The sequence below is a fragment of the Streptomyces luomodiensis genome, from assembly GCF_031679605.1.
GTDB lineage: Bacteria > Actinomycetota > Actinomycetes > Streptomycetales > Streptomycetaceae > Streptomyces > Streptomyces luomodiensis.
Map to the genome: position 1 here is coordinate 311,509 of NZ_CP117522.1, position 14,365 is coordinate 325,873.

Annotated in this window: 12 protein-coding genes; 9 read left to right on the forward strand and 3 right to left on the reverse strand. The window is 72.0% G+C overall.

All coding sequences use genetic code 11. The annotated features are described in order from the left end of the window. Nucleotides 1–57 precede the first annotated feature (57 nt). A complete protein-coding gene (locus PS467_RS01460; RefSeq protein WP_311033570.1) occupies nt 58–639 on the forward strand; it encodes a TetR/AcrR family transcriptional regulator in 582 nt (193 codons plus the stop codon). Nucleotides 640–662: 23 nt separating this feature from the next. Here PS467_RS01460 and PS467_RS01465 read toward each other — a convergent pair whose 3' ends face one another. Further along, the gene (locus PS467_RS01465) at nt 663–1,535 is read right to left on the reverse strand and encodes a LysR family transcriptional regulator (RefSeq protein WP_311033571.1); all 873 of its coding nucleotides are present in this window, start codon (nt 1,533–1,535) and stop codon (nt 663–665) included. Nucleotides 1,536–1,652: 117 nt separating this feature from the next. On the opposite strand from PS467_RS01465, the gene PS467_RS01470 reads away from it, so the two are divergent. The 4 genes from PS467_RS01470 (at nt 1,653) to tpg (ending at nt 7,295) form a co-directional block, all read left to right on the forward strand. Further along, a complete protein-coding gene (locus tag PS467_RS01470) occupies nt 1,653–2,855 on the forward strand; it encodes a YbfB/YjiJ family MFS transporter (RefSeq protein WP_311033572.1) in 1,203 nt (400 codons plus the stop codon). A gap of 17 nt (nt 2,856–2,872) precedes the next feature. After that, entirely contained in the window at nt 2,873–3,904 is a 1,032-nt protein-coding gene (locus PS467_RS01475) for a nitronate monooxygenase (RefSeq protein WP_311033573.1), read from the forward strand. A 591-nt stretch (nt 3,905–4,495) separates the two neighbouring features. Next, a complete protein-coding gene (gene tap, locus PS467_RS01485) occupies nt 4,496–6,730 on the forward strand; it encodes a telomere-associated protein Tap (RefSeq protein WP_311033574.1) in 2,235 nt (744 codons plus the stop codon). A 7-nt stretch (nt 6,731–6,737) separates the two neighbouring features. Beyond that, a complete protein-coding gene (gene tpg, locus PS467_RS01490; RefSeq protein ID WP_311033575.1) occupies nt 6,738–7,295 on the forward strand; it encodes a telomere-protecting terminal protein Tpg in 558 nt (185 codons plus the stop codon). Between the two features lie 147 nt (nt 7,296–7,442). Here tpg and PS467_RS01495 read toward each other — a convergent pair whose 3' ends face one another. Then, on the reverse strand, nt 7,443–8,390 hold the full coding sequence (locus PS467_RS01495) for a helix-turn-helix transcriptional regulator (RefSeq protein WP_311033576.1): 948 nt from the start codon (nt 8,388–8,390) through the stop codon (nt 7,443–7,445). 90 nt (nt 8,391–8,480) lie between these two features. Between PS467_RS01495 and PS467_RS01500 the strand changes: the two genes are divergently transcribed. Beyond that, the gene (locus PS467_RS01500; protein ID WP_311033577.1) at nt 8,481–9,392 is read left to right on the forward strand and encodes an NmrA family NAD(P)-binding protein; all 912 of its coding nucleotides are present in this window, start codon (nt 8,481–8,483) and stop codon (nt 9,390–9,392) included. A 183-nt stretch (nt 9,393–9,575) separates the two neighbouring features. Here the strand turns inward: PS467_RS01500 and PS467_RS01505 are convergent, their stop codons facing one another. Beyond that, nucleotides 9,576–10,313 (reverse strand): SDR family NAD(P)-dependent oxidoreductase, encoded by a 738-nt coding sequence (locus tag PS467_RS01505; RefSeq protein ID WP_311033578.1) that lies wholly within the window; start codon nt 10,311–10,313, stop codon nt 9,576–9,578. Between the two features lie 150 nt (nt 10,314–10,463). Between PS467_RS01505 and PS467_RS01510 the strand changes: the two genes are divergently transcribed. The 3 genes from PS467_RS01510 to PS467_RS01520 all read left to right on the forward strand — a co-directional run bounded on the left by PS467_RS01510 (nt 10,464) and on the right by PS467_RS01520 (nt 14,242). Then, on the forward strand, nt 10,464–11,096 hold the full coding sequence (locus PS467_RS01510) for a TetR/AcrR family transcriptional regulator (RefSeq protein ID WP_311033579.1): 633 nt from the start codon (nt 10,464–10,466) through the stop codon (nt 11,094–11,096). A 691-nt stretch (nt 11,097–11,787) separates the two neighbouring features. Beyond that, a complete protein-coding gene (locus tag PS467_RS01515) occupies nt 11,788–13,089 on the forward strand; it encodes a cytochrome P450 (protein ID WP_311033580.1) in 1,302 nt (433 codons plus the stop codon). Nucleotides 13,090–13,201: 112 nt separating this feature from the next. Beyond that, nucleotides 13,202–14,242, forward strand: coding sequence for a vWA domain-containing protein (locus PS467_RS01520; RefSeq protein WP_311033581.1), 1,041 nt, complete (start codon nt 13,202–13,204; stop codon nt 14,240–14,242). Nucleotides 14,243–14,365 lie beyond the last annotated feature (123 nt).

The window sequence follows — 14,365 nt, forward strand, 5'->3', positions numbered from 1 at the left end:
ACGAGTCTGTACGAGCGTACACACTTGGCCGGAGTTCCGTTGTGACACATTGGAGGCGTGAGCGGCACACGGCGTGAGATCCCCAACGATCCCGGGCGCAGGGACCGGATCCTCGACGCCGCCCTCGACGTCATCGCCGAGGGCGGCGTTCACAAGACGACCCATCGCAAGATCGCCTCACGGGCCGGCGTCCCGCTGGGCTCGCTGACGTACTACTTCGACGGCATGGACGATCTGCTGGCGCTGGCGTTCGCCCGCCTCGCCGACACGATGTCCCAGCTCTACCGCCGCACCCTGCACAGCGCCGGGTCGACCGCCGAGGCCGAGGCAGCCGTGGTCGAGCTGATCTGCGGACCGGCCTACGCCACCGACCGCGACATGACGCTCATCTTCGAGATGTACGCGTACGCCAACCACAACACCGCGGTAGCCGCGACCACCCGCTCCTGGCTGGCGCGCAGCCGCGAGAGCCTCGCCCTGCACTTCACTCCCGGAGTGGCCCGAGCCCTCGACGCCCTGATCGAGGGCTGGCCCATGCACCGCCGCTTCGACGCCGCCCCCCTCAACCGGCAACTCGTCGCCGGGGTCGTGCACGCCGTCGTGACCGCCGGGCCCCACCTCCCCGACGAACAGCTCTGATCTCTTCGCCTTCCTACCGGCGGTCAGCTGCCTGCCGCGGCCGTGAGAGCCGCGTCGAGGAAGCGTCGCAGCATGGCGGAGTGGGTGTTGGGGTGGTAGGCGAGGCGGACGGGGATGGGCGGTGCGTCGTCCAGTGGGACGAAGCGCAGCGCCGGGTGGTGGATGCGGCGCTGGGCGGTGTCGGGAACGACGCCGATACCGCGGCCCGCGGCCACTGACTCGAGCCACTCGTCGAAGTTCGCGGTTTCCACGATGTGTCGGGGACCGTCTCCGGCGGGCCAGGACCAGGGGCCGGTGGTACCGCTGGCGGTGTTGACCACCAGCGTCCACTGGTGGGCGTCTTTCCAGCTCAGGTGGTCGGCGATGGCCGGTTCGCCGCCGCGAGCGCATACGGCGGTGCGCCTCTCGTCGTACAGGTGCACCGTGCACACGGGCGGGGGCACGGGCTGGGTACCGCGCAGGAGGGCGACATCGACACCGAGGCGGTCCAGGTCGTCGAGCGGGTCGTCGCTGCGGACCAGGGTGATGCGGGCGCCGGTGTCCCGCTCGAAACGGGCGATCGCGTGCTGGGCCCAGGGATCGGGCAGCAGCCAGCTGAAGCCGAGCCGCAGCACCGACTCGCCTTGGGCGGCGGCCAGAGCCTGGTCGAAGGCGGCCAGGGTGCGCTCGACGTGGGGGAGGAACCTGGCGCCCGCGTCGGTCAGGTCCACGTGGCGGGTGGAACGGTCCAGCAGCCGTACGTCGAGGGCGGTCTCCAGTTGCGCGACGGTACGGCTCAACGCCGGCTGGGCGATCAGCAGGTGTTCGGCGGCCCGGGTGAAGGAGCGATGCCGGGCCACCGCGGCGAATGCCCGCAGATGTCTCAGCTCGATGCCGCTGTCGGACGCCGCCGTCATCGCTGCCCCCATTCATGCCGCTGCCGCATATGTGCAGCGTAACCGGTATTTCTCAGCGCCGTGCGGGCGGCCTAGCGTCAATGGCACCTCATCGTCAACGAAAAGGTGATCCCAACTATGGTGCTCGCGCCCGCCGGCTCGTCGGCGGCCTCACCCTGGCCGACCGTCGCACGCGCCGCGGCGGCCCTGGCCGCCGCGATGGGAGTGGGCCGGTTCGCGTACACGCCGATCATGCCGCTCATGCACACGCAGGCCGGACTGTCGGACGGGTCGGGGGCATCCCTGGCCACGGCCAACTACATCGGCTACCTGATCGGCGCACTGCTCGGCATCGCCCTGCCCGCCCTCGTCCGGTCGGCGACCGCGCTGCGCTGTGGGCTGCTCCTCCTTGCGGCCACCATGGCCGCGATGCCCCTCACCCATGACCCCGACGTCTGGTGGGCGCTGCGGCTGGTGGCGGGCGCCGCCAGCGCCCTGGTGTTCATGATCGCCGTGAGCGCCCTGCTGACGGGGCTCGCCGCGCACGCGCAGCACATGGCCGGCTGGGCGTTCGGCGGCGTCGGCGCGGGCATCGCCCTGTCCGGTCTGCTGGTGGCCGTACTCCAGCAGATCGGCTCCTGGCAGGCCGCCTGGCTGGCATGCGCGGCACTGACGGCAGTCCTGGCCGCCGGCACCTGGCGTCTCGCGACGCCACCGACTCCGGCCCCGGCTCCGGCCACGCCCGCCGCGGATGGGGTACCGGCCCGACCGCGCACCCGCCGCTGGTTCCTCGCCCTGATGGCCAGCTACACCCTGGAGGGCATCGGTTACATCATCGCCGGAACCTTCCTGGTCGCCGCCATCCAGCAGGGCGCGCCCGGCTGGATCGGCAACAGCGCCTGGATCGTGGTGGGCCTGGCCGCGCTGCCCTCCTGCGCCCTGTGGATGCGCCTGGCCCGCCGCTTCTCCCGCCCGGCCCTGCTGATGGTGTCGCTGTCGCTCCAGGCCGCCGGCATCGCCCTGCCCGCCCTCTTCGCCGGCAGCACCCCCGCCCTCGGCGCGGCCGTGCTGTTCGGCGCCACCTTCATGGGCGTGAGCACCATGGCCCTGGCCATCGGCACCCACCTGCGCATCCCGCGCGCCGTCGCCCTTCTCACCGCCGGCTACAGCATCGGACAGGTCCTCGGTCCGCCCCTGGCCGCACCGCTGCTGCGCCACGGCTACCACCAGGCGCTCCTCCTCGCCGCCGCCCTGGTCCTGGCAGCTGCCTGCGGCGCCGCCGCCTGCTGCATCCGTTTCCCCCACCACCTCGCCCACGCCACGTCACCATCCGCCGCCTGACCCCCGGGAGCCTCCGCATGCCCCGCGACCTGTCGTCGCTGAAGACGCCCCTGCCCGTCTGGGCCGCCCCGATGGCCGGCGGCCCCAGTACCCCCGCCCTCGTCAAGGCCGCCGCCCGCGCCGGAGGTATCGGCTTCCTCGCCGGGGGCTACAAAACCCCGCACGACCTCGCCGCCCAGATCGCCCAAGTCCGCGACGACGGCCTGCCCTTCGGCGTCAACCTCTTCGCCCCCAACCCCGTGCCCATCGCCGCGGAGCACTACCGCGCCTACGCCCGCGCCCTACAGAAAGAAGCCGACCGTTACGGTCTCACCCTCCCCACGGAGCCGCCCGCGGAAGACGACGACGCCTGGACCGGGAAACTCGACCTCCTGCTCGCCAACCCCGTGCCCTTGGTCTCCTTCACCTTCGGACTGCCCGCTCCCGACACCGTCCGTGCCCTCCAGGAGGCGGGCACCCTCGTCGCCCAGACCGTCACCTCGCCTGCAGAAGCCCTCGCCGCGGCGAACACCGGCGCCGATCTGCTGATCGTCCAAGCCCCCGCCGCCGGCGGCCACTCCGCGACCCTCACCCCCGACCGTCTCCCCCGTCCCATCCCCCTGCCCGACCTGGTCAGCGACGTACGCCACACCACCCACCTCCCGGTCATCGCCGCAGGAGGCATCGCCACCGCGGCCGACACCGCGGCCGCCCTGAAAGCCGGCGCCCACGCCGCCATGGCCGGCACCGCACTGCTGCGCACCCACGAAAGCGGCGCCTCAGCCGCCCACAAAGCCGCCCTCGGCGACCCCGCCTTCACCACCACCGTCACCACCCGCGCCTTTACCGGCCGCCCCGCCCGCGCCCTGCGCAACCGCTTCATCGACGACTACGAATCCATCGCCCCACTGGGCTATCCCGCCCTCCACCACCTCACCAGCGCCCTGCGCAAGGCCGCCACCGCGGCCCATGACACCGCCCTGATCCACCTGTGGGCAGGCACCGGCCACCGCCACGCCCGAAGCGAACCCGCCACCCAAACCCTCACCCGCCTCGCGGCCGGCCTGTGATCGGTCCTCAGGATCGTGCCCGCCAACGCTGGGCGGCGGCACCGGCCGGTGCCGCCGCCCCTCGTACGTCTGGCCCTTACCCGCCGTCGGCCGTGGCGGTACGGTCGTGAACAGACCCCCGGGAAGCGAGGCCGGTGCGCGCCAGCGGCGCCGTTGGTCGGCCCGTAGCTCGAAGTCGCCGTAGCTGTTGTCGGCGGGGTTGACCGTCACGCCGGGAGCCGCGATCTCGTCGATGCGGTCGAGTACATCGGTCGAGAGTGTGACGTCGGCAGCGGGCAGGAACGCCTTGAGCTGCTCCATGGTGCGCGGTCCGATGATCGCCGAGGGGGAGCACGTGCTCCTCGATGCCACGGACCAGGATCGAGTACGGCGGCTGCTCGGTCACGAACCGCTCCACCGGCCACCTCACGGCGTGTGCGGCATCGACCCGCACCCCTACCACTCGAGGTCTGCATCCGACGGTCCAGTACGCATGGGCTGTCGCCGAGACGGGCCGGCGTTGCACTCGGACACCCTTCGCGTGCCGTCCGTACGGCAAAAGTACGCTCTCCGTACGGTTGTTGCGGTAGGGTGCCGACCCGGAGGTGTCCCATGTCCGAGTTGTTCGACGCGGTCGACGCACTGGTCGCGTCCCGCTCGCCGCTGCCGCCGGCAGGGGAGCGCAAGCGGCTGCGCCAGGCGCACGGCCTGACGCTGGACGAAGTGGCCGCCGCCCTGAAGGTGCGCCGGGCGACGGTGTCCGGCTGGGAGTCCAGCAAGAAACCCACCGAGCCGCGCGGGCCGGAGCGTGAGGCATACGCACGGCTGCTGAACAAGCTCGCGGAACTCTACCCCGCGCCGGCGACGCCGCGGGAGCCGACGGCCGCGCCGGCGCCGGCCGCGTCCCCCCGCACGCCTGCCCCGGCGGAGCGGGCCGTGTCCACCGGCCCGGCCCCGGAGGCCGCGGCCATGACGGCAGCCCATGGAAACGCCCAGCCCGCCCCCGCTCCGCCCGCTGCCGCTGCGCCGCGTCCGGCGCGCACCGCCAGGACGTCGTCGACGTCGCGCCACCCGGATGTGAAGAAGGCGGCCCCGGCCGGCCCCCCGGCGCCGGTCGCCGCGCGGTTCGAGAACGGACCGCTCGCGGTCGTCGACGTCGAGGACGGCCAGGTGCTGGCGTACTGCCCCGGCGGCCTGATCCTGGACGTACCCGCCAAGTCTCTCCCGGCCCTGGTGGACTGGACGCTGCGCGAGGCGAGGCTCGGGCAGCCGAAGCTGTCCGGGCCGGGCAAGGACGCCGACCCGCTGCTCGTGCTCACCGAGGCCGCGCTGGAGCGCTACGGGCTGCCGGTCACCCTCACGGAGGAGGAGCGGCTCGCCGGGCGGATCCCGGAGGGGCACAAGGTCATCAAGCAGCTGAGCCGCGCCGAGTGGAAGCTCACGAAGCGCGGGTTCGGGCCGTGGGCGCGGGTCTACCGCCCCGCGCAGGGCGCGGAACGGACCTGCGTGCAGCTGTGCATCCCGTCCTGGCACGCGCTCGACTCCCGGCACTGGGGCCGCGCCGGCCAGCTTCCGCCGCCGGAACTCGCCCGGCTCCTGGGGGTGTACGCGTCCCGGGTGATGACGCCGCGCGGCTCCACCGCCGTCACCGGCCTGGAACTGATGACCGCGCTCCACCCGGCCACCCGCGCCTCCGAACCGGACGCCGACGGCAAGCGGCACTCCGAGCACAACCCCGGCTCGCTGGGCAAGGACCCGGTGGACTGCGCTCCGTGCGAGGCACCCGACGGGCATCCCCTGCTGGCGGACCTGCCGCGCTTCCACGTGCGCGGCCCGGCCGAGAAGCTGTTCGAGGAGGCGTACGACTGGGCACGGCCCATGACCGACGCCGAATGCACCAGACGGCACCTGGTGGGCATCGACGTGAACATGGCCTTCGCCGCCGGAGCGAACGGCCTGATCGTGGGCCTCGGCGCGCCGACGCACGTCAAGGCGCCGGTGTTCGACGCGAAGCTGCCCGGATCGTGGCTGGTCGACCTGTCCCATGTCGACCTGTCCCGGGTGAAGATCGCCAAGGACACGTGGGCGGATCTGGACGGCAGCCTGCTGCCGAGCCCGTTCACGCCGAAGGGCGAGCGCCCCGACGGCCCTGCCTGGTACGCGACACCCACCGTCGCCTACGCCCAGGAGCTGGGGTACCAGGTGCGCCCGATCGAGGCGTGGGTGCGCCACGACAACGGCCGCTACCTGGACGCCTGGTACAACCGGTTGCGCGATGCCTACCTGGCCACGATGGCCGACCTCGGCGTCGACGCGAACCTGGCGCCGGCGGACTTCCTGACGGCCATGGACGGCTACCAGCAGCGCGACCCGCAACTGGCGATGGTGGTCTCCGCGATCAAGGCGACGGTCAAGGGCGGCCTGGGCAAGCTGCGCGAGCGGCCCCGCGGCGAAGGCTGGCGGCCGGGCCGGCCGTGGCGGGCCCTCGCCCGTCCCACGTGGCGGCCGGACATCCGCGCGGCGGTCATCTCCCGCACCCGGATCAACCTGCATCGCAAGATCGTCAAGCATGCGGCGTTCACCGGTCAGTACCCGGTCGCGATCCTCTCCGACTGCGTCGTGTACGCGACCGACGGCACCACACCGCTGGACTTCCTGCCCTACCGGGACGGCAAGCCACTGCCGGGCGGCTTCAAGCTCGGGGTCAACCCCGGCCTGGTGAAGTGGGAGGGCACCCAGACCGTCCTGTGGGGCGAAGAAGTCCGCGACCGGTTCGACGCCCCCGAGCTCAACCTGGCCCGGTACATCAAGGACGGCACCGTCACCGACGCCGACAACGGGGAGTAGGTAGCCGATGACCATGTTCGGGGACGGCCTGGACGCCGCGGTGCACAAGGCGTTCACCCGCCCTGCGCCCAAGAGCGCGGGCGCGCGGATGCGGTACCTCGTCAGGCAGCTCAAGGGCACCATGCCGGTTGCCGAGCTGCTGGGGGTCTCCCAACGCACCGTCGAGCGGTACGTGAAGGACCAGATCAAAAAGCCCCGCCCGCAGCTCGCCGCGCGCCTGGAGCGGGAGGTGAAGAACAGGTGGCAGCCGCAGATCCGGGCCAAGGCCCGGCAGAAGGCAGCCACGACCGGCGGCATCGTCATCGACACCCGCGCCCGTCTCGGCTACACCGCACCCATCGGCTCCACGGACCAGGACCGCATCCGGCACCTGACCCTCGCCCTGCCACCCCGCTACGCCGCCCGCCTCTTCGAGGCCCAGGAGGCCGGCGCCGGCGACCAGCAGCTGCGGGAGATCGCCGCCGAAGCGCTCAAGGAGGTGTACTTCCAGGACAACGGCCGCCGCGCCGGCCAGCTGGAAGAGGTGCGCTTCACCGATATCGAGCACCTGGAATTCGAGCTGTAGCAGTCACCTCCGGACACTCGCGAGCACGGATGTGCCTGAGCGCTTCAGTCGGCCGGTGAGCCTGTGAGCCGGACGGCGCCGCAGGACCGGCAGGCTGAAGGCGCCGAGGCGGCGTTCGGCCCACTGCGAGATCGGCGCTCACCGGGGTCAGGTACGGTCCTGGGGTGTGGCCGCGGCGGCCCGCGCGGCCAGAGCCCGGGTGGCACGCACCAGTTCCGGAGGGCCTTCGACGCGGTAGGGCAGGCCCACCGAGGCGAGGGCGCCCGCCAGCCAGTCCCAGTCGTCCGCGCCGGTGAGATACCGGCAGCGGTCCGGGCCGGTCGGCTCCAGCGTGCCCGCCCGAGCGGACAGCCGCCGCGCGACCGCGCCGGCCGGCGCCAGGAACAGCACCGCGCCCTTCGGCTCCCCCGGGCGGGGGAAGAGCCCGGCGGACTCCTCGGGGACCGGGCGCGGCGAGAACGTCGTGCCCGGCACCCGCAGACCGGCGACCCGGTCCGCCCGGAAGGTGCGCCAGTCCGCGCGGTCCTCGTCCCACGCCAGCAGGTACCAGCGGTGCGCCCAGAGCACCAAGCGGTGCGGCTCCGCGCGGCGCTCGCCGGCGCCGCCGTCACGGGCGGCGTAACGGAAACGCACGTGGAAGCGCAGGTGTGTGGCGGTGGCCAGTCGTTCCACAGTGCCGAGATCGTCTGCCCGGCCCGGTCCGGGCGGCACCTCCGTGGCCGCCAGTAGCCCTTCGATCCGGCCGCGCAGCCGGGCCGGCAGCGCCTCCTCGAGCTTGCGCAGGGCGGTGTCGACCGGACCGGGCCCGTCGCCTCCGTACGCCGCGGCGGCGTGCCGCAGCCCCACCGCCGTGGCCACCGCCTCCTCCTCGGACAACAGCAGTGGCGGCACTCCCTGCCCGGCGGGCAGCCGGTAGCTGCCTCCGGTGCCGCGCGCCGACTCCACCCGGTAGCCCAGGCGCCGAAGCCGCTCCACGTCCCTGCGCAGCGTGCGCGGTGAGACGCCGAGCCGGGCCGCGAGGTCCGCCCCGGGGCGCGGTACCCCGGCGGCCAGCAACGACAGCAACTCCAGCATCCGGGCGCTCGGGTGATTCATGCGCCCAGCCTCGCACCCTTGCGGTCAGGTTCCGGCCGCAAGGGCGGTTACGGTGCCGCGCACACAGGTCCACGACACCGAGGAGATCCGATGACCGTCGTCGTCACCACGCCTACCGGCCAGGTCGGCTCGCGGGTGGTCCGGCTGCTGCTCCAGGCCGGCGCGCGGCCCCGCGTCCTGCTGCGCGACCCGGCGCGGCTGAAGCCGGACGTCCGGGCGCGGGTGGACGCCCGCCGTGGCGACCTCACCGATGCCGGCTTCGTCCGCGAAGCGATGGCGGGTGCCACTGCCGCCTTCCTGGTGGACCCGACACCGCACACCGTCCAGGACCCGGTGGACACATCCCGCCGCACCGGAGCCGTGATGGCCGCGGCCGTGCGGGAAGGCGGTGTGCGACGCGTGGTGTTCATCAGCAGTGTCGGCGCGGAAATGCGGCACGGCGCCGGCCACATCGACGGGCTGGCCGCCATCGAGGAACAACTCGACGCCACCGGCGCCGACGTGCTGCATCTGCGCTGCGGCTACTTCTTCACCAACCTGCTCGCCGCTCTCGACGACCTCGCCGCCGGCCGGCTGACCACCTCCGACGGCCCCGACCGGACCCTGCCATGGGTCGACCCCCGCGACATCGGCGACATCGCCGCGGCCCGGCTGCTGAACGACACCTGGCACGGCCGCACCGTCCAGGGTGTCCACGGCCCCGAGCACCTGTCGTGGCGGCGGGTCGCGGAGATCCTCACGGTGGCGCTCGACCGCGACATCCGGCTGCGGGTGGTGTCCGACGACGACATCCGTCACACGCTCACCGCGGCCGGCCTGCCACCGCGTGCGGTCGCCGGCATCGTCGGCATGACCGCGGGCACCCGTACCCTGACCCCCGAGCAGCCACGGGACGAGGACACCACCACGCCCACCACCTTGGCCAGTTGGGCCCACGCGCACCTGCGCCCCCTGCTCGCCGCGCACCGGATCGAGTCCGCGCCGAGGCCCAGCACGCGCTGACGGCCGCCCGGCCAAGGCTCAACCGGCCGGCCGGAGCACTCAGGCAACAGCCAGTCGGTCCGGGCCCGGCGGTGTGTCGATCACCGTGTCGGTGGAGGTGCTGGTCATCGACACGGTGTCGCTGCGGCACGCCCGGCTCGGCAAGCGGCCGGTTCGCCGCGCTCCGGGCATGCGCTCCACGCGCTACGCAGCGGCCCGTGGAGTCAGTGACGCGGGGTGGAACTGCTCGACGCGGTCGCGCTCGGTGTACATGTTCCAGTAGTGCTCGGCAAGGTCGTCCGGGTCGACGACCGGGAAGTGCGGGCCGTCGGCCGCCGATTCGAAGGCGGCCTGGGCCGCGGCGGTCGCCTCACTGCGGGCGATCAGGGACGCGATGGTCAGCACGCCGACGTAGACACCCGCGCCGGCCAGCTCGGCGTGGAGGGAGTGCAGGTAGTTACGGGTGGCGGCCATCACCGGTCCCAGGCCGCTGAGGTGGGGCATCGGCTGCGCCGCCGAGTAACCCTCGGCCAGCAGGAAGGCGCCGTCGCCACGCTCGGTCCACTCCGGCAGCACGGCCCGGACCACCTCGACCGGGGTGAGCAGCAGCAGCGGTAGCAGGCCCTCCAGGGTGACCGCGTCCAGCGCGGCGGCCGGGGTGAAGCTCTGGCTGGTGCTGATCGGCCCGTACTCGATCACGTCGATCCTGTCGAAGCGGTCACGGATCGCCTCGACGAGGGCGGGCACCCCGGCGGGTTGGGACAAGTCGGCGGGGAAGGCGGTCGCCTCGATGCCTTCGTCGGCGAGCTTCTCGGCGAGGGCGTCCAGCCGGTCCTTGCGACGGGCCACCAGGGCGACCCGGAAGCCCTCACGCCCGAAGCGGCGGGCCACCGACACGCCCAGACCGGTACCGGCACCGAAGACGGCGATCACTTTGGACATCGGACTGCTCCTTACCGCAACAGCATACTTGACCCGTGGGTCAACTTACGTCCGAAACCATAGCAGCTAACTTGACCAAGGGGTCAGGTTTTCTCGGTCCGGAGATGCGACCATGGAGACCTCAACGCCAGGACCAGGAGGCACGACCCGATGCGGGCCGACGCTCAACGCAACGCGGAGAAACTGAGAGCAGCCGCCGCTGAGCTCTTCAAGGAGCGCGGCCTCAAGGTGCCCCTCAAAGAGATCGCCCGTCGGGCCGGCGTGAGCCACGGCACCCTCTACAACCTCTTCGGCACCCGCGAGGCGCTCATCGACGAGGTGGTCACCGACCTGGCCGCGGACCGCCTCGGCGAAGCCGCCAAGCACGCCCTGTCCCTCGAGGACGCCTGGGAGGGGTTCGCGTACTACGTCGAGAAGGTCTGCGAGCTCCAGGCCACCGACCCCGCGGTCGCCGACGTGGTCAGCGGACGCTACCCGCGCGCCGAGCGGCTCATGACACTCTGCGACCGGGCGCGGGAAGCCGGCTCACAAGTCATCGAGCGCGCCCAGCAGGCCGGTAGCCTCCGCCCCGACTTCACCAGCGAGGACCTCCTGCTCATCTTCGCCACCAACGCTCCGCTCGCCCGAGCGGCCGCGGACGCCGCGCCCGACGCCTGGCGCCGCGGACTCGCCTTCGTGCTCGACGGACTGCGCACGGAGGCCACGCGAGGACCGCTTCCCGTCGCCCCGCTGACCACGGCTCAGGTATACGACGTGATGGAAAACCTCACCGGTACGCCGTAGCGAGCGAAAACCGCCGCCCTCGACCGGGCGCAGCATGCCTCTTTGGCGTGTCTCCCCACGTCGGCCTGGTCGGTCGCCGTCTCCGGAGCGCGCGGCGCTCACCCGCCGCCGGGCGGAGGCCGCCAGTTGCTTGCAGGCCGCAGCTCGGCCCGAGTGTGCTCGCGCTGGCCCGGCGCTGAGATCCGATACGGGGCCCGCCGGGACCAAGCAGGCCGCCTTCCCGCACATCACTCGATCGTCGATCTGCGTGTCGGTGGGCCGATACCCAGCGGGCACGGATCGAGCCGTTGCTCCCCCACATGGCCTACATGGCCCACCGCCCCAGATCATCACCACCCGCACGGCACGGACCGATGCCGACCGGCGGGGAAGACTCAGGGGTTCTCCGTGGCGATGCCGGAGTCCCGGCTGAGCAGGCCGGCCAGGCCGTATGCCCGGACAGCCTTACCCGTCGGGGATGACCCACGGCGGCCAGGGCGGACAGCGGACTGCTTCGCTGGTCTTGATAGCTGTCGGCGCGTCAACCACGCCGCAGGCGCTCCGCGCCGGCCGACCGCGTGGCATCATGCGGTGGTCTGTTCCTGGAGCCCGGCGCAGCCATGGCGTAGCGCACGCAGTCACCGAGCAGGAGAGCCCATTGGCCACCACAGCCCCGCAAGACGTCCCCGTCCCGCCACCCGGGTCCGGTGCCATGCCGCTGCCTCCGGAGCTCGATCCGGAGGCCGTCGAGCGGTGGCGCGCTTCCTCGGGAGCGGTGGTCGACTTGCTCGTCCAAGCGCGCGAGCTCGGCGGGGTCAGCGCGGTGCGCCTCGGCCCGCGCCCCACGGTGCTGGTCACCGACCCAGGGGCGGTGCAGCACGTCCTCGCCCTTCATCCGGACCGCTACGTCAAGCGCTCGCACCGGGCCCGGCTGCTGGTCGGAGGCGGCGTGCTCTCGGCCACCGGCGAACCGTGGAAGCGTCAGCGCCGCCTTCTCCAGGCCCAGTTCACCGGCGCCGGGATCCGCCGCTACGAACAGCGGATCGGCGGCGCCGCGCGCCGCGCCGCCGGCCACTGGGCGGAGTGCGCCCGTACCGGCACACCGACCGACGTCGGCGAGGACATGCGCTTCTTCGCCCTGGACACCATCTGGCGCTCCCTGACCGGCCACCCCCTCGACGAGACCACGAACCGCGAACTCGCCGCCGTCGAGGCGGTAGGAGCCGCCCTTCCGGCCACCCCCTCCGCGTCGGCCGACGCGGCCGGGCTGCGCGCCGCCGTGGCCGCGGACCTCGCGAGGATCGACGCCGTCGCCGGACAGGCGATCGCCGCCGCCCGCCGAGGAGAGGCAGGACCGGAAGGCCCCGGCCTGCTGCACGTCCTGGTGGACGCCGGGAGGACCCATCCCGAATACACCGACCAGCTGATCCGCGATGAGCTGGTCACCCTGCTCGCCGCTGGTCACGAAACCACTGCCAAGACGCTGACCTGGCTGTATCTGCTGCTCGACCGCCATCCCGAAGCCCGCCGCTGGGCCCTGGGCGCGGGAGCCGCGGGGTCGCCCGAGCGCGAGAAGGCCCTCCGGGCCCTCGTCTCGGAGACCCTGCGGCTCTATCCTGCGGCGTGGCTGATCCCCCGTCACGCCACCGAGGACGACACCATCGCCGGCTACCGCGTGGTGGACGGCACTGACATCTTCGTGTGCCCGTACCTCACCCATCGCGATCCGGCACTGTGGCCCGAGCCGGAGCGGTTCGACCCCGAACGGTTCACCGCCGCGGGCGAGGACCGCCGCCCCTCCCGGCACGGCGCGTACTACCCCTTCGGCACCGGTCCCCGGGCCTGCCTGGGCGCGCAGTTCGCCATGCGCGAGATGACCGTGCTCCTGGAGCACCTGCTCCCTGCCTTCACCCCTTCCTTCCACACCACCCCGGCCTCAGCCGTCTTCGGGCTCACCGTCCGCCCCGACGGCCCGACGCCCGCCACCATCACGCCCACTCCGGACGGCTCATAGAACACCCCCGCCGGCGGCGGGCTGGTGGCGTGCGACCAGAGCCCGGTCCGAGATCGATTGTCAGTGGTGGGTGAGAAGGTAGGAGCATCGAGAGAGAAAAGGGGGAGCGGCCATGTCCGGAAACCAGAACTACATCAATCACGTTGCTCTTGTACTGGATGCCAGTTCGTCCATGTCGCACTTGAGCCGCAAGGTCGTCGAAGTCGCCGACCAGCAGATTGCGTATCTGGCCCGCCGGTCGAAGGAACTGGACCAGGAAACCCGCGTCACGGTGTACGTCTTCGCGGACAAGGTGGAGTGCGTCATCTACGACAAGGACGTGCTGCGGATGCCGTCCTTGAAGCAGCTTTACCGGGTCGGTGGAATGACGGCTCTGCTGGCGGCCACACTCAAGTCGCAGCGCGAACTGGCGCAGACGGCCCAGCTGTACGGCGACCACAGCTTCCTGACGTTCGTGCTGACCGACGGACAGGAGAACGCAAGTCATCGCTGCCCGGATGCCCCTACCAAGAACCAGCGTGACCTGGTGCAGGCCGTGGCCAAGATGATCGAGACGCAGGAGGACAACTGGACACTGGCCGTCCTGGTGCCGGACCAGATGGGCAAGCGCGAAGCCATGCAGTGCGGTTTCCCGAAGGACAACGTCGCCATCTGGGACGCCACGAGCACACAGGGTCTGGAGGAGGCAGGGCAGGTCATCCAGCAGGCCACCGAGAACTTCATGGTGGGCCGGGCCCGGGGCATCCGGGGATCGCGGGCGGTGTTCTCCACGAGCGCGGAAGCGGTCAACAAGGACACCATCGAAGCGGCCGGCCTCACCCCGGTGGATCCCTCGGAATACCAGCTGATTCCGGTGGCTCGCGAAGCGGCGATACGGGACTGGGTCATCGAATGCGGACACACTTACCGCACCGGTTGTGCCTTCTATCAGCTGAGCAAATCGGAAAAGATCCAGGCGCGAAAGCAGATAGCAGTGCTGGAGAAGAAGACGGACCGGGTATACACGGGACCGGAAGCCCGATCCCTGCTCGGCCTGCCGGACCAGGAAGTCCGCGTCAGCCCGGACCGCAACGACGACTTCACCATCTTCGTGCAGAGCACCAGCGTTAACCGGAAACTGGTCCCCCACACCCGGCTCTTGCTCATGATCTGAGAGACCGGAATCCCCACCGGACCGACTGGCAATGTGCTCTTAAGGCGGCGCGAGCCGGGACACGAGCCCGGCCCGCCGAGGTGAGCGAGGGGCCGCGACTCCGTTGTTCGGAGACGCGGCCCC